The organism is Kordia sp. E (assembly GCF_056033805.1).
Window position 1 is genome coordinate 413,978 of record NZ_JBRASR010000002.1, and the last position, 14,338, is coordinate 428,315.

Below are 14,338 nucleotides of genomic sequence, written 5' to 3' on the forward strand. Positions count from 1 at the left end.
TTTAATTATTTTACCTGATGTGTAGGCTTTAGTAAGTTATTAATCGTTTTTACAGGATTGAACGTTACCAAAGGAACTTCCACAAAAACAGAATTCCAAAATGCCATAGCACCATTCCACAAGCCTGGCAATTCTAAGGCTTTTATTTTTTTACCACTTTTAGATTTTGCTGCAATGAAGTATGATTTTTTATCAATAAATTGGGTTAAATCATATTTATTTCCTTGATAATCTTTTATTCCACAAACGATATCTACAGGATTAAAATGCGTTGATTTTTTTAAGATACTTTGATGGTACTCGTTTTTTTTGTCAATCTGAGCAGATTCAACAATTTGCAATGAAACTGAGCCATTTTCATGTTTTACCCAAAATGGTCCACCACCAGGTTCTCCTTCATTTTTTACCATTCCGCATACACGAATAGGTCTATTTAGTTTTTCAATGAGGTATTCGATTTGATATTTTCGCGAATATTTTTCAAATTCTTCACTGATTTGAACATTTAGTTCTTCAAAAAGAAAGTGTAATGTTGTGGTGAGTTCATCATCAGAAACACCATTGTGAAGCATTTTGGTAAATTTGAATGCTTTTTGTTGTAGTTCAATTAGTTTGCCTCCTAAGATTTTTTTGTTGCGTGAAATCTCATCTACATATGTATTTACAACAACATTGTCAATATTTTTAATGAAGATTAAATCTGCATCAATTGCGTTTAGATTTTCTATTAAAGCTCCATGCCCACCAGGTCTAAATACTAATTCACCATTGGCATCTAAAATTGGTCTGTTTTTGAGGTCAACTGCAATGGTGTCTGTCTTTTCAGATTGATACGAGTATGAGATTTCAAATTCACAACCCGTTTTTTCTTCTATTTGTGGTACAATTTCTTGTTCTTCCTTGACAAATTTATTGTAGTGCTGCTTTGATATTGTAAAATGAAGTTTTGATTTTCCATTTTGACATGCATAGCTTGCAGCTTCATATAAGTGTTCTTGAAAAGGTGTAGATAAATGGTTTTTGTATTTGTGAAAAGGCAATAATCCTTTTGGATAATTCCCATAATTTAAGCCTTTTGTAGCCAATAGTGCTTGAGCGAATTCATAGTTAAAAGCATCCTCATTTTTAATACGATCTATTTCACTTTTATTCATGAATTTTAAGACATCATCGTAAAAAGGCAATTTTTCTGATCCTATAAAAAATAATCGAATTTCTGGTTCTCTTTCTTTGTTGATATACGAATTGATAGAGTCTTTTTTGGGGTCGTATGTATCCAAAAACTTGTATAGAAATTTAAACATTCGTGTTGCAGCTCCAGAAGCAGGTGTAAATTTGAGTATTTCTAATTTTCTATGCTCTTGCTCATATAGTTCAATGTACTTTGTTTCTGCAGCTTGATCAAATTTGGCAATTCCACGATCAATACTAGCATGCTCCGTAATATCTGCATACGGTATTTTTTCATCAAACTTACCTATTTGTTCTTTTACCTGTGCTTGCGTTAATCCTTTCGCTTCAATTTGTTTGCTTTGCTTGTCTGAGAATTTCAATGGCTTTCTAGGAGTTTATCTATTGCAACTACGGCTTTTTGAAATCGTTCTGTAGGGTTTCCGTTGAGCAATATATATGGTTGGTTATAGGTTTTTAAGGTAGCTTCAAATTCTAAAAATGCGCGTTCACGTTCATTTGGCAAATCTCGAATTCCATCCGCTTTCCAAGGCACATCAATATAAGTTAAAAAATATAAAGTTGCTGTGTTTTTTGTTACATATTTTTTAAGTGTTTCACTTTCAAATTTAGGATAATATATACGTGCATAGGTTAATGTTTCTAGTACGTCTGTATCACAAATTAACATTGAATCCCCAGAAGCTTTACATTCTAAACGTAGTTGTCCTTTGGCAATAGGTATTACATCAGCTGATGTTAACTCTTCTCCTTTTTGTTGTTTCTCTTCCGCGTAGATACGTGCATATTCAGGCACATACGCGGCATTGTAATGTGCTGAAAGTTGCTTTGCAAGTGTAGTTTTCCCTGTAGATTCAGGTCCAAAAACAACTATTTTGCGGCTTCTATTGTTTTGTTTTTTAAGGTTTTTCTCCATGCGATGTATCCAGAGATAGCTAAAAATAAGAAAATTGTGAATTGTATTGCCGTAAATCCGAGTCCTTTTACAAAATATAACGGAACTGAAATGATGTTTCCGAAAATCCAAAATAGCCAATTTTCGATTTTTTTCTTTGCCATTAACCACATTCCTGCAAAGAAAACACCTGTTGTAAACGTATCAAGATATGGTGTAATTGTTTTTATTTCTGCTAAAGAACCAAAACTTGAGAAGACTAAATCTATCGTTTCTTGCACATCTAAATGCTTGTCAATGACATCAAAATGCACATATACTACATAGGTAAAAACTGCTGTAAATATGAAAATTCCGATCGTTTTTAGTTTGTCCCAAAAGTTTGTTCGTGAAATTTCGAGTTTTGTGTTTTCTCGAACACGCGTCCATAAATACCAACCATATATGCTCATAATAGAATAGTAAACATTAATAATCATGTCACCATATAATATGAATTTGTAACATAAGTATATATAGATAATTGTGCTTACGATTCCTGTTGGATATACCCAAATTTTCTCCTTTTTAGCAAACCAAACACTTGCAATTCCAAATGCAGCGGCAGCAAATTCTAAAAATATATCTAACCAAATAGCTTCTTTGTATGGTTCTAGTAAAAAATCAAAAAGTTGGCTCATAGTTACTTCGGTCTGATTTTACAATTTTCATCGTTAATAGAATGTTGTCTTCTTTTTCAAATGCAGTTTTTACTTCAGAAGTTAGTAGTTTCATGATTCCGTCATAGTCACCATAAATTTGTGTACTTAATGGATTTTCTAAAACCGTATATTCAGAAGTTCTGAGTTTTTTGATGAAGTTGATTATTGGTGCTTCAAAATCATCCTGCAATGGAGTTAAGGTGAGTTCTACTGATATGTTCATTTTTTTTAGGTCTTAGCTTTTGGGCTTTAGGTGTTAGGTTATTTGCTTTTTGTTTATTCGAAATGACGTTTTTGAATTACAAATTATAATCTCAATACTCATTTCTAACTTCTCAATTCTAATAGAAAAGCTTCATTTTCTTCAAAAGCTGTTCCTATTACTACTAAATCTGCACCAGCTTCAAAAGCTGCATTTAATTGTTTTTTTGATCGAATTCCACCGCCGACGATTAATGGAATTTTTAATTGGTCGGATACTTTTTTTATTATTTCTGGCTTGACCATTTTTTTAGCGCCACTTCCAGCTTCTAAATAGATGAGTTTCTTTCCAGAGAATTCTCCAGCCAATGCTGTATGCAAAATTAAGGTTTTTTCTTCTTGTGATATTGGTTTTGTTTTACTCACACGTTGTACCGCTGTTTCTACATCGCCATCAATTAAAATATATCCTGTTGGAATGATTTCTAAATCAGCGTCTATTAGCTTTGAAACTGATTGTATTTGCTGTTCAATTAAGTATTCAGGATTTCTGCCAGAAAGTAATGATAAGAATAGTATTCCGTCTGCTGCTTCCGTGATTTGCTCATGACTTCCAGGGAAAATCAACACAGGTAATTTTGTATGTTGCTTGATGGTTTTTGTTACCATTCCCATCTTTTTTTCTTCATCTGTACTTCCACCAATAAATACATGCGTAATGATTGATTTGTGTACTTTTTTGAAAAATTCAGGAATGTGTGTGAGTTCAATTTTATCTGGATCAATTAAAACTGCAATACGTTTTTCTTTGTCCTTTTTAGCTTGAAGCATATCGTTATACATCATTTTCAATAGCTTTATATTAACGATTTTCTTCTAATGCATATACACAGGTAAACCCTTCAAACTCTAAAAAATCTAGTGAATAGGTTGCGGTTTCTTTTCCATAATACACATTTCCTTTCGTTTTGGAAGCATCCATAGAAAAATCGTCAATGTCAATATGTTTTAGAAAGCTTAATCCTTCTTGTGCATATACTTTATAAATTGATTCTTTTCCGCCCCAAACAATTGTTACTTTACGCACTAGCGCTTCATGATTAGCGATCGTTTTATATTCTTGTAACGGTGTAAATTTATGTGCGATACGTAAAATTTTATCACGTTGTTTTTCTATGTCTATTCCCACAGGAATGGAATCACTTATAATAATCCCCGAAAAGTTATAGGAATGTGTGATAGAAATGTGTTTTCCATCTTTTAAATGTGGCTTTCCAGTTGAATCATAATACAAATCAAAATCAGTATACCCTAACTCAGCCAACAAATGGCGTACACTTAGAAATCCACGTTGATGAATTTCAGAACGCATTCCGTCTAGTCGTTGTTGACAATGATTTGTTAATTTAACAGCTTTATTTAGCACTTCAAAAGATTCTTCTATCTTCCAAATCAGCACTTTAGTATGTTTATTTACTGTTATAGTTTTGTAAAGAGCCATTATATTAAAAAGTTATTTAGTACCTTTGCACTCGCAAACTTTCAACGCTGAGAAAGCATTGTAAAGTTACAAAGCGAATTTAAAAATATTTTGGGTCACAGCCCATATTTATTCAAATTATAAAAAAAGAAAAAGTATGAGTACAAAATCAGTTCCTTACGTAGCGTATAAAGTTAAAGATATTTCTTTAGCATCATGGGGAAGAAAAGAGATTGAATTAGCCGAAGCAGAGATGCCAGGATTAATGAGTCTTCGTGAAGAATATAAAGACGAGCAGCCATTAAAAGGTGCACGAATTGCTGGATGTTTACACATGACTATTCAAACTGCAGTTTTAATCGAAACTTTAAAAGCACTTGGAGCAGACGTTACTTGGAGTTCTTGTAATATTTTCTCAACACAGGATCAAGCTGCTGCTGCTATTGCTGACGCTGGAATTCCAGTGTATGCATGGAAAGGAATGAATGAAGAAGAATTTGAGTGGTGTATTGAGCAAACTTTATTTTTCGGAGAAGATCGTAAGCCATTAAACATGATTTTAGATGATGGTGGTGATTTAACAAATATGGTTTTAGACCAATATCCTGAACTAGTTGAAGGAATCAACGGATTGTCTGAAGAAACTACTACTGGAGTTCATAGATTATACGAAAGAGTAAAGAATGGTACATTACCAATGCCAGCAATTAACATTAACGATTCTGTTACTAAATCTAAGTTTGATAACAAATACGGATGTAGAGAAAGTGCTGTTGATGCAATTAGAAGAGCTACAGATGTAATGCTTGCTGGAAAGCGTGTTGTTGTTTGTGGATACGGAGATGTTGGAAAAGGAACTGCTGCTTCTTTTAAAGGTGCTGGAAGTATTGTAACTGTTACTGAAATTGATCCTATTTGTGCTTTACAAGCTGCAATGGACGGTTTTGAAGTAAAGAAATTAGAAAATGTTGTTGGAAATGCTGATGTAGTTATTACTACTACAGGAAACAAAGATATCGTTGTTGGAAAGCATTTTGAAGCAATGAAAGATAAAACGATCGTTTGTAACATTGGACACTTTGATAACGAAATTGATGTTACTTGGTTAAACGAGAAACATGGTGCTTCTAAGGTTGAAATTAAGCCACAAGTTGATAAGTATACTATTGACGGTAAAGACATTCTTTTACTAGCTGAAGGACGTTTAGTAAACTTAGGTTGTGCAACTGGTCATCCAAGTTTTGTAATGAGTAATTCATTTACAAACCAAACATTAGCACAAATTGAGCTTTGGAACAACATTGATAAGTACGAAAATGACGTATACATGTTACCAAAACAATTAGATGAAAAAGTAGCACGTTTACACTTAGCAAAAATTGGAGTTGAGTTAGAAGAACTTTCTCAAGATCAGGCTGAGTACATTGGTGTAACGGTTCAAGGACCTTTCAAGCCAGAATACTACAGATACTAAGAAATTAGATTCTATATATTTAAAATCCCGAGCAGCAATGTTCGGGATTTTTTTGTTTTTTAATGTATCTCGAATATATATTATTTATGATTTGATACTTATTCGTTATAATTTTTGAAGATAGAAATCGTAATAGTGTAAGTTGTTTTTGGTATGTTTGGGTAACAAAAAAACAGGTGACAGCATCTTGTTTATTTACACTTTCAATTCTACTACTTTATGAGTTTTCGCAGCTATATGGCATTTCCCTGTTATTTATTCATCTTTCTATATTGTTGTTGTGGGTATGGTCAACAAGATTCGTTACAAAAACTTTCTTATAAAGATTTAGGTAAAACCTTTCTTTCACTACGCTACAAGAATCCAAAAAAAGCAAAATTGTATGCTACTGCCTGCCTAGAGAAAGGAATTACTGAGCAAAATGATAGACAAAAAAACATCGGACTCTTATATATAAGTAATATTGATAATATATTGGGTAACTATGAAATTGCATTAAAAAATATAGCCATAGTACTACAGTATGCCACAGCAGAAAAAAAAGAATTTCTAGAGAAACATGCTTTAAATGAACAAGCTAGTATTTATAGGAATTTAGGTAACTACGACCAAGTTATTAAAATCAACATTAGACTCAATACTATTGCAAAAGAATCCAACGATATAAATCTTCTGATTGATTCAAAACAAGTAATTGGGCTCATGAAAAATGAGCTTGGGAATCATGAAGATGCCGTTAAAATTTTTTTAGAAAATTTAGAGGTCATTTCAAATTCCCCTAAAAACAATGATAATATACGTTACACAAATACAATAATTGCTTTGGCTGCTGCGTATGTTAATTTTGATTTAGAAAAAGGAATCGTATATACCAATAAAATTAAAGAAATAGCAGACGAAAATGATAATAAAATTGCGTTAGGATATCACTTTATGTTTAAAGGCAAAATAGCATTTAAACAGAAAATTTATACACAAGCATTGCAATTTTTTAATACTTCAGAAGATATATTTAAAGCATTGGCGTATGAAAGAAATCTATTTACCGTATATCGATATCAAGCCAAATGTTATTATGAGTTACAAGAATTTGAAAAAGCAATCACTACCGCCAAAAAGGCAAAAGATATTAAGGATCAAAAAAAGTTTCGCCATTTAGAGTTACTTGATTTACACTGGCTTTTAGTGGATAGTTATAAAAAAGTAAACCTTTTAGATCAGGCAGAAGAAAATTATAAGTTAGCACGTGAATTGAGTAAAAAAAATGACCTCACCAAAACAAACATTTATACTTTACTTAAAGAAAAATACGACATTGAGAATTTTAAATCTCAAATCAAAATTCTTACTTCAGCATCAAAAAAACAACAACTATATAGTACAATATTAACCTATATTGGAGCTATATTATTTATAGGTTTAATAGTGTTGATTATTAGATATTATCGATTAAAAAAAAGAAATAAAGTTAAGCTTTCTAATTTGTTAAGACATATTGAAAAGCTTGAAGACAAAAGCAAAGAGAATAATACAACCGTTGCTATTAAAAAAAGTATCACACAAAAAATACCTGATGCCAATACGTTACGAATATTAAAAGCTTTAGAGAAGTTTGAAGCTAAAAAAGAATTCCTAAATCCAAAAACAAGCTTAGTAACTGTAGCAAAAAAATTAAATACCAATACTAAATATTTATCTAATACAGTTAATGATTATAAGCAACAAACTTTTATAAATTACATCACATATTTACGAGTTAATTATGCGTTGCAACGTATTAAAAACGATAAAGTTTTTAGGTCATATAGTATCAAAGGAATCGCCGAAGAATCAGGTTTTAAAAGCCAAGGGCCATTTGCAAGAGCTTTCAAAAAACAGACCGGAATTTACCCATCTTATTTTATAAAGAATATAGCGTCTGATTCTTAAATTGAACACACTACAATTATAAAGTGCAAAATATATAGTATAATGTTACATAAAATTAATATTAAAAAATATCTATTTTATGAACAAGAAATCATTCACACTTGAATTAAAAAGAGTAAAAATTGCAAACCTAAATATTGTTAATGGTGGAAAGTATGATCCTGTACTCCATCATTCACGTTTAATAGACTCATGCGCTAATACAGCCGTACCTGATACAACGTGTTATACCTGCGAAACAAAGTGCTGTCCTACGACAATTAGCACTTCAGAAGCGAACTCAATATCACAGACACAATCGCTAATTGATTGTTAGACATATAGCTGTGTATAATTCTTAAACCGAAGATTGTAAACATTGTGTAACGGAAAAATCCATATTACTTTCAACTCATTATTAACACATTTAAAATCTTCACAATTATGAAAAAAAAAGAATTCAACACAAAATTGAAATTTAACAAATCGAAGGTATCTAATCTAGATAGCGCTAAAATGGTTGGAGGACGTGTAGATACGTTACAAAGAACGTGTGTTTCATTTCCAAACAGGTGCTCTATAAACGAATGTCAATATACAGACTTCTTTTGTATACATACGGAAACCTGTCAAGATCCTAAAGGAAATTAGTCATTAAATGCAATGCTTTAGCAAAAGCATCAAAACCCTTTATCAAATGATAAAGGGTTTTATTTTTTCTTATCTTGGGTAACAGTAGTTTTATTAAGTAACTATCATATAGAGCTTTCTTATTTCTAATATTTGTTATCTCATGAACTTGCGTTGTTATATTTGTTTACTTTTTATTAGCAGTTTTTTTGGAAGCATCACTGCGCAAGAATCTTATTCATTGATTCAAAAACCGTACGATACACTTAAAAATCAGTATAAAAATTTAGAATATACAAATCCTAAATTGGCAAAAGATTATGCAGAAGCGTTATTCGCGAAAGCAAAAAAAGAACAAAATACACTCGAAGAACACTTCGCTTTACTATTGAAAGCTTCTTCCGAAAATTATTTTGGCGATATGGATACTTCACTGAAGTATATTAATCGTTGTATCCTCTATGCTAATAAACAAAAAAATGACACATTACTCATAAAAGCATTAAGTCAAAAAGGAAAAACATATTACACCTTCGGAAAATATACAGATGCAACTACATACTTCTTAAAATTAGATTCTTTAGCGAGAAAAACACAAAATATTCGTTATCAAATTTATTCAAATCATAGTATTGGTAGTATCAAAAATATCATGGATGATCATGAAGGCGCAGCAATTTTATTTCTAAAAAACAAAGAACTTATTAAGCCTATAATAGAAGAAAAAAACTACTACACATTATATTTAAATATGCTAATTGGTTTGTGTTCTGCCTATACATATTTTGATATAAATAAAGCTGCGGATTGCTTACCTGAACTGAAAAAAATCAGTATTGAACAGAATGATACAGATGCACTGAGTTATTATTTTTCATTACAAGGAATTGTTGATTATAAGAGAAAGAAATATGATAACGCCTTAGTTGTTTTACACAAAGCTGATAGCTTAATTTCTTTGTTAGGCACGAAAAGAAGCTTATATCCTGTATATCGCTTTCGCGGGAAAGTATATTACGAAACAGAACAATTTCCAGAAGCTATTACTGCGTTTGAAGCGATAAAGTCCTTGCAAAAAGAAGTTGCATTTGATGATTTTGAATATAGAGAAGTACTTTCGTTGTTAGCAAATAGTTACGAACAAATTGGTGATACTGAAAAAGCATTAAAAAACTATCGCCTGGCACATGAGTTTTCATATACGGATACCATTCAAAAAGTGATTAGATATACTATTTTAAAAGAATATGATAAAAAAACACTTGAAGGTAAAATTTCTTCATTAAAAGTGAAATCGAAACAAAAAGAGAATCAAAACACTTCGTTAGTCATTATATGCATCGGTTTATTTACAGCATTTGCAGTTTTACTTTTTGTGTATAGAAAGCAACAACGTCTTAATAAAATAAAATTTGATCAATTGGTGAAACAACTCGCTATTGATTCTACAAAAAACACAGCATCTGAATCAGCAAATAAGTTTCAAATTTCAGATGAAAAGATTACTAAAATCCTTATTGGACTCGAAAAATTTGAACACTCTAATTCATTTCTACATCAAAATACCACATTAGTCACTGTTGCAAAAAAATTGAATACAAATACTTCTTATTTATCAGAAATAATAAATACTCACAAAGGCGTTACTTTTAAAAATTACATCACAAAATTGAGAATTAATCATGCTTTAAATCAATTAAACAACGATAAAGTATTACGATCTTATAGTGTGAAAGCAATTGCAAAGGAATTAGGCTTTAAGAGCGAAGGTGCATTTTCAAGAGCGTTTAAAAAGCAAACAGGAATTTACCCTTCCTTTTTTATCAAAAATCTAGCATCTATTTTATAAAATGAATGCGAGCTTTTTTCCTTCAAGCCTAGGCAATATCTATCTTTAAGTTCAATTTTACATAAACTCATTTTTATTATGAAAAAACAAGAATTTACTTCAATTTCTTTAAAACTCCGAAAAGTCAACATCGCAAATCTTGTGATTACTGGCGGAGCTGGTCCAAATGTAAGTGAAGCTACAAGCTGTTGTTCTAAACCTCCACTTTGTTTACATACAGTAACCACGCGCCCTGACAGCTTAAAAGCTAATGATGCACAAGCAGATCTTGGATAGTGAAATAATTACACCTCTTTTTTATAAAATGAATCTTACATAAATTGTTTTGACCAAAATTCCATTCTAATTTCATGTCATTAATTAATTTTAAAAACTCTACGATTATGAAAAAAAAGAATGTAACAAAAGTGAAATTAAAAAAAACAGTAGTTTCTAATTTAGATAAAGCAAAAGGCGGTTTAGGGTGGATTTCTTTACCTCATACTGATTGTAATTGTTGGGCAGCAAGTGCTGACAAAGCTTGGTCAAATGTTGGATGTTAATTAATCTAAATTAAACTTTACTATTATGAAAAAAAGAAATGTAAAAAATTTATCGTTAAGCAAGAGATCAATTTCAAGGTTTAACACTGCTTGGATAAATGGAGGATTGGGTTCTCAGCACGGAAGCTATCCGCCAAGTAAAGAAAAAGAATGGATGAGTCTTCCATATTCTCATTGTTGTTAAACTCCTTAAAATAAATCTTAAATTAACTATTACGATCATGAAAAAATCAAAAATCAAACTTAGCTTAAACAAAAAAAGTATTTCTAATTTAGAAACTAACGAGATCATCGGTGGTGTTTCTGGAAGGACTTGTGATTTCACAAATAAATATTACAAAACATGCTATACACTATGCCCTGTTCCGCACACTTGGGGAGATTGCCCTTCTGGCAATACTGTTTTTGTATGTGATCATTAGGAATATGACTCTTTAATTTCAATTAAAAGCCATTATCAAAATTTTATAGTTTTGGTAATGGCTTTTTAACTTATATAGCTAACCAGTTCTTAAAACTGGTTGTACGTTTATAAAAAATCACGCAGCTATTTTATAAAACGAACGCTACTTTCATTGTTTCTACTTAAGATTCATTCTAACTTCATGTCATTAAATAACCTAAAAATTAACAATTATGAAGAAAACAAAAATGAAACTTAACTTAAACAAAAAAAGCATTTCTAGTCTAGAAACTAGCACAATCATAGGTGGCGTTTCTGGAAAAACTTGTGAGCTTACAAGGAAGTATTATGTTACATGCCAAAACCTATGTGAACGTCCTTCTGGTGTATAGAACTTTTCTTTTACTACTACTGTTTTGCATGATCATTTCAAATAATTAATTAAACCTAAGAACTATATAATTATGAAAAAAAAGAATCTTAAATCGTTAAATATTAGCAAAGTTTTAATTTCCAATTTTAATATAAATGAAGTAAAAGGTGGTGCTAGTGGTCTTCCGTATACTTGCCATGGTCGCTCTTGTTATGTGGTCTGTGCACCAATAGAAGATCCAAGATAAACTATTACTTTTTTTAACGTAAGTAATAGTGAATTTCTGTTCAGTCATGATTGTAAGTTTTTTATAATCATGACTGAATTTTTAGTTTATATATCCAACTACTTTTTAAAATTGGTCGTGCGTTCGTGTGAAACGATGATTTTTGCTACTTGTGAAAGGTTCTGCTTTAATAACAATAGCATATACAATTTAAGACCTTTTTTTGTGCAATTTATTGACCGAAGAATTCGTTCTGTAGTAATTCGCTTTCTTTTTTTGTTATATTCGGGTAACAATTAGTAATTCATATTACTTGTTTATATCAAGCGATATTTTCCTCTAAAAAATAAAACTTTGCGCAATGAATATCTTCAAACGTTTTTTAAGCTGTACTATATTTCTATGTATTTCTTTTACATATGCACAACAAGACTCTTTACTACAACTGACATATAAACAATTAAGAAAAAACTATTATTCTGAACGAAATAAGAATTCTATCCTTGCAAAAACATACGCCGACAGTTACTTTAAAAAAGCTATTTTAGATAAAAATCGTTCTGAAATAGCACAATCTTATATCCTTTTAGGGTATCTAGAAAATTACAATGAAAATTATACGTTAGCGCTAAAGTATATAGATACTTGTATTTCCTATTGTAAAAAATTTAAAGAAAAGGAAAAATTATTATATGCTTATAAAGCAAAAGGAAATATTTATCGCAATATTGGTGATTATGATAATTCCATCTCGTATCATTTAAAAGTTGATTCTATTGCTAAGCAGACTAATGATACGCTTCAACAAATGCGATCTAATCATAATATTGCTATTATAAAAGAAGAAATAGGTAATGTAGAGGAAGCGATTCCTATTTTCTTACATAATTTGAACCAATTAGAATCTAATTCTTCACTATATAATAAATTTTTTCACTTAAATACTTTAATATCTCTCACAGCAACACACATAGAACTTGATCCTGAAAAAGCTGCTTTTTATAATAATAAAGCAAAAGAATTGGCGGAACAAAATAATGACATAGATGCTTTAAGCTATCATTATATGTATAAAGGAAAAATTGAATATTATCAAAAACAATATGAAAAAGCGTTGAATTCATTTCATACAGCGGATAGCATTATAGTATCTCATTTAAGAAAAAAAGGGAATTTATTTATTATTTATCGATTAAAAGGGAAAATTTTATTTGAACAAAATAAGTATAATGAAGCTATAACTGTATTAGAAAAAGCAAAAGTATTACATACTAATAAAGGCTATCAGCATTTTGAAATTTTAGAAATTTTCACATTACTTGCCAAATGTTATGATAAAACCAACCAACAAGATAAGGCACTCGAAAACTTTGAATTAGGCTCTTCTTCATATGAAAAAAATGATCATGTTAAAATGATTGTTTCTAAAAAGATAAAAGATAAATATGAAATCGCAAATTTTAAAGAGGAAATTAAAAGGCTTCAAGATGTTACATATGAAGAACAAAAAAGTAATAATATTTTAAAAATAGCAGGAAGCTTTTTATTTGTTTCTTTGATTATTTTCATAGGTCTATTTATTAAAAACAAACGTGCTAACAAGAAAAAATTCACAAAACTTTTAACGCATATCAACACCTTAGAAACACAACAAATACAAGTCAAAGTAAATCAACAAAAAACAATAAATACAAATACGATTTCCAATGATAAAGTCTTGACATTATTAAAAAGTTTAGAAAAGTTTGAAAATAAGAGTGAATTTTTAAATTCAAAAACTAGTTTAAGTTTTGTGGCTAAAAAATTAAACACAAATACAAGTTATTTATCCAAAATAATTAATGAACATAAAGGAAAAACTTTTATAAATTATATCACTGAATTAAGGATCAATTATGCATTGCAACGCATTAAAAATGATAAGGTTTTCCGTTCATACAGTATAAAAGGAATTGCTGAAGAATTAGGCTTTAAAAGTGAAGGTTCATTTTCTAGAGCATTCAAACAACATACAGGAATTTATCCTTCTTATTTTATAAAAAATATAACCGCTAATTCATAAACTGAAGGTTGTTGCATTATGAAATTCTAGTAATATCATTTATGTTGCACTCATTAACATTAAAAATTTTATTATGAAAAAAAAATCAATTGTATTGCAGTTAAGAAAGTCAAAAATTGCCAACTTTCATAGCATTTACGGAGGAGCAACCAACCCTTGTAACTCTCCTTCACAAGGCACAACAGATGATGACTTTATTCCTACGTCTACAGCAGGCGTAAAAAGTTGTAGTGGAAGTGGTAGAAATGATGAATCAGTAACCGGAGGACAAGATTAGACGTAACCTAAAACAGCATCTTCAATCTATCCACCAAAAGATTAAGTTGTTGTAAAAAAGAAAATTCATTTTAATTCCAGCATAATTATTAATTAAAAAAACGATGATTATGAAACAATTAAAATG

19 protein-coding genes are annotated in these 14,338 nt (G+C 30.3%); 13 read left to right on the top strand and 6 right to left on the bottom strand.

Translation table 11 applies throughout. From position 1 onward, the window contains the following. Window positions 1-5: 5 nt before the first annotated feature. The 6 genes from ACUUYC_RS04785 to ACUUYC_RS04810 form a co-directional block, all read right to left on the bottom strand. Window positions 6-1,553: a DUF4301 family protein gene (locus ACUUYC_RS04785; RefSeq protein WP_474264333.1), complete on the bottom strand. Its 1,548-nt coding sequence runs from the start codon at window positions 1,551-1,553 to the stop codon at window positions 6-8. Continuing rightward, window positions 1,550-2,107 (bottom strand): AAA family ATPase, encoded by a 558-nt coding sequence (locus ACUUYC_RS04790; protein ID WP_474264334.1) that lies wholly within the window; start codon window positions 2,105-2,107, stop codon window positions 1,550-1,552. Before ACUUYC_RS04790 ends, ACUUYC_RS04785 begins: the two co-directional genes overlap by 4 nt. Continuing rightward, on the bottom strand, window positions 2,062-2,766 hold the full coding sequence (gene pnuC, locus ACUUYC_RS04795; RefSeq protein WP_474264335.1) for a nicotinamide riboside transporter PnuC: 705 nt from the start codon (window positions 2,764-2,766) through the stop codon (window positions 2,062-2,064). Before pnuC ends, ACUUYC_RS04790 begins: the two co-directional genes overlap by 46 nt. Beyond that, window positions 2,750-3,010 (bottom strand): hypothetical protein, encoded by a 261-nt coding sequence (locus ACUUYC_RS04800; protein ID WP_474264336.1) that lies wholly within the window; start codon window positions 3,008-3,010, stop codon window positions 2,750-2,752. Before ACUUYC_RS04800 ends, pnuC begins: the two co-directional genes overlap by 17 nt. Before the next feature lie 104 nt (window positions 3,011-3,114). Beyond that, on the bottom strand, window positions 3,115-3,834 hold the full coding sequence (locus ACUUYC_RS04805) for a phosphoglycerol geranylgeranyltransferase (protein WP_474264337.1): 720 nt from the start codon (window positions 3,832-3,834) through the stop codon (window positions 3,115-3,117). 16 nt (window positions 3,835-3,850) lie between these two features. After that, a complete protein-coding gene (locus ACUUYC_RS04810) occupies window positions 3,851-4,489 on the bottom strand; it encodes a 4'-phosphopantetheinyl transferase family protein (RefSeq protein ID WP_474264338.1) in 639 nt (212 codons plus the stop codon). A 136-nt stretch (window positions 4,490-4,625) separates the two neighbouring features. On the opposite strand from ACUUYC_RS04810, the gene ahcY reads away from it, so the two are divergent. The 13 genes from ahcY to ACUUYC_RS04875 all read left to right on the top strand — a co-directional run bounded on the left by ahcY (window position 4,626) and on the right by ACUUYC_RS04875 (window position 14,212). Continuing rightward, the gene (gene ahcY / locus ACUUYC_RS04815) at window positions 4,626-5,942 is read left to right on the top strand and encodes an adenosylhomocysteinase (RefSeq protein WP_474264339.1); all 1,317 of its coding nucleotides are present in this window, start codon (window positions 4,626-4,628) and stop codon (window positions 5,940-5,942) included. Window positions 5,943-6,161: 219 nt separating this feature from the next. After that, window positions 6,162-7,871 (top strand): helix-turn-helix domain-containing protein, encoded by a 1,710-nt coding sequence (locus ACUUYC_RS04820; protein ID WP_474264340.1) that lies wholly within the window; start codon window positions 6,162-6,164, stop codon window positions 7,869-7,871. A gap of 79 nt (window positions 7,872-7,950) precedes the next feature. Further along, window positions 7,951-8,187, top strand: coding sequence for a hypothetical protein (locus ACUUYC_RS04825; protein ID WP_474264341.1), 237 nt, complete (start codon window positions 7,951-7,953; stop codon window positions 8,185-8,187). Window positions 8,188-8,294: 107 nt separating this feature from the next. After that, window positions 8,295-8,501 (top strand): hypothetical protein, encoded by a 207-nt coding sequence (locus tag ACUUYC_RS04830; protein WP_474264342.1) that lies wholly within the window; start codon window positions 8,295-8,297, stop codon window positions 8,499-8,501. A gap of 142 nt (window positions 8,502-8,643) precedes the next feature. Further along, window positions 8,644-10,329 carry a helix-turn-helix domain-containing protein gene (locus ACUUYC_RS04835; protein WP_474264343.1) on the top strand — a complete coding sequence of 562 codons (1,686 nt, stop codon included), beginning with the start codon at window positions 8,644-8,646 and terminating at the stop codon, window positions 10,327-10,329. A 78-nt stretch (window positions 10,330-10,407) separates the two neighbouring features. After that, window positions 10,408-10,605 carry a hypothetical protein gene (locus tag ACUUYC_RS04840; RefSeq protein WP_474264344.1) on the top strand — a complete coding sequence of 66 codons (198 nt, stop codon included), beginning with the start codon at window positions 10,408-10,410 and terminating at the stop codon, window positions 10,603-10,605. A gap of 107 nt (window positions 10,606-10,712) precedes the next feature. Next, the gene (locus ACUUYC_RS04845; RefSeq protein ID WP_474264345.1) at window positions 10,713-10,871 is read left to right on the top strand and encodes a hypothetical protein; all 159 of its coding nucleotides are present in this window, start codon (window positions 10,713-10,715) and stop codon (window positions 10,869-10,871) included. 25 nt (window positions 10,872-10,896) lie between these two features. After that, window positions 10,897-11,055, top strand: coding sequence for a hypothetical protein (locus ACUUYC_RS04850; protein WP_474264346.1), 159 nt, complete (start codon window positions 10,897-10,899; stop codon window positions 11,053-11,055). Between the two features lie 37 nt (window positions 11,056-11,092). Continuing rightward, window positions 11,093-11,293 (top strand): hypothetical protein, encoded by a 201-nt coding sequence (locus ACUUYC_RS04855; RefSeq protein WP_474264347.1) that lies wholly within the window; start codon window positions 11,093-11,095, stop codon window positions 11,291-11,293. Between the two features lie 214 nt (window positions 11,294-11,507). Beyond that, the gene (locus ACUUYC_RS04860) at window positions 11,508-11,666 is read left to right on the top strand and encodes a hypothetical protein (RefSeq protein WP_474264348.1); all 159 of its coding nucleotides are present in this window, start codon (window positions 11,508-11,510) and stop codon (window positions 11,664-11,666) included. 72 nt (window positions 11,667-11,738) lie between these two features. Beyond that, on the top strand, window positions 11,739-11,894 hold the full coding sequence (locus ACUUYC_RS04865; RefSeq protein ID WP_474264349.1) for a hypothetical protein: 156 nt from the start codon (window positions 11,739-11,741) through the stop codon (window positions 11,892-11,894). Window positions 11,895-12,234: 340 nt separating this feature from the next. Further along, a complete protein-coding gene (locus ACUUYC_RS04870; protein ID WP_474264350.1) occupies window positions 12,235-13,935 on the top strand; it encodes a helix-turn-helix domain-containing protein in 1,701 nt (566 codons plus the stop codon). 73 nt (window positions 13,936-14,008) lie between these two features. Then, window positions 14,009-14,212 (top strand): hypothetical protein, encoded by a 204-nt coding sequence (locus tag ACUUYC_RS04875; protein WP_474264351.1) that lies wholly within the window; start codon window positions 14,009-14,011, stop codon window positions 14,210-14,212. Window positions 14,213-14,338 lie beyond the last annotated feature (126 nt).

Coding starts and splice junctions, on each gene's coding strand:
- ACUUYC_RS04790 (WP_474264334.1), bottom strand. CDS start 2,107: ATGGAGAAAAACCTTAAAAAACAAAACAATAGAAGCCGCAAAATAGTT.
- pnuC (WP_474264335.1), bottom strand. CDS start 2,766: ATGAGCCAACTTTTTGATTTTTTACTAGAACCATACAAAGAAGCTATT.
- ACUUYC_RS04800 (WP_474264336.1), bottom strand. CDS start 3,010: ATGAACATATCAGTAGAACTCACCTTAACTCCATTGCAGGATGATTTT.
- ACUUYC_RS04805 (WP_474264337.1), bottom strand. CDS start 3,834: ATGATGTATAACGATATGCTTCAAGCTAAAAAGGACAAAGAAAAACGT.
- ACUUYC_RS04810 (WP_474264338.1), bottom strand. CDS start 4,489: ATGGCTCTTTACAAAACTATAACAGTAAATAAACATACTAAAGTGCTG.
- ahcY (WP_474264339.1), top strand. CDS start 4,626: ATGAGTACAAAATCAGTTCCTTACGTAGCGTATAAAGTTAAAGATATT.
- ACUUYC_RS04820 (WP_474264340.1), top strand. CDS start 6,162: ATGAGTTTTCGCAGCTATATGGCATTTCCCTGTTATTTATTCATCTTT.
- ACUUYC_RS04825 (WP_474264341.1), top strand. CDS start 7,951: ATGAACAAGAAATCATTCACACTTGAATTAAAAAGAGTAAAAATTGCA.
- ACUUYC_RS04830 (WP_474264342.1), top strand. CDS start 8,295: ATGAAAAAAAAAGAATTCAACACAAAATTGAAATTTAACAAATCGAAG.
- ACUUYC_RS04835 (WP_474264343.1), top strand. CDS start 8,644: ATGAACTTGCGTTGTTATATTTGTTTACTTTTTATTAGCAGTTTTTTT.
- ACUUYC_RS04840 (WP_474264344.1), top strand. CDS start 10,408: ATGAAAAAACAAGAATTTACTTCAATTTCTTTAAAACTCCGAAAAGTC.
- ACUUYC_RS04845 (WP_474264345.1), top strand. CDS start 10,713: ATGAAAAAAAAGAATGTAACAAAAGTGAAATTAAAAAAAACAGTAGTT.
- ACUUYC_RS04850 (WP_474264346.1), top strand. CDS start 10,897: ATGAAAAAAAGAAATGTAAAAAATTTATCGTTAAGCAAGAGATCAATT.
- ACUUYC_RS04855 (WP_474264347.1), top strand. CDS start 11,093: ATGAAAAAATCAAAAATCAAACTTAGCTTAAACAAAAAAAGTATTTCT.
- ACUUYC_RS04860 (WP_474264348.1), top strand. CDS start 11,508: ATGAAGAAAACAAAAATGAAACTTAACTTAAACAAAAAAAGCATTTCT.
- ACUUYC_RS04865 (WP_474264349.1), top strand. CDS start 11,739: ATGAAAAAAAAGAATCTTAAATCGTTAAATATTAGCAAAGTTTTAATT.
- ACUUYC_RS04870 (WP_474264350.1), top strand. CDS start 12,235: ATGAATATCTTCAAACGTTTTTTAAGCTGTACTATATTTCTATGTATT.
- ACUUYC_RS04875 (WP_474264351.1), top strand. CDS start 14,009: ATGAAAAAAAAATCAATTGTATTGCAGTTAAGAAAGTCAAAAATTGCC.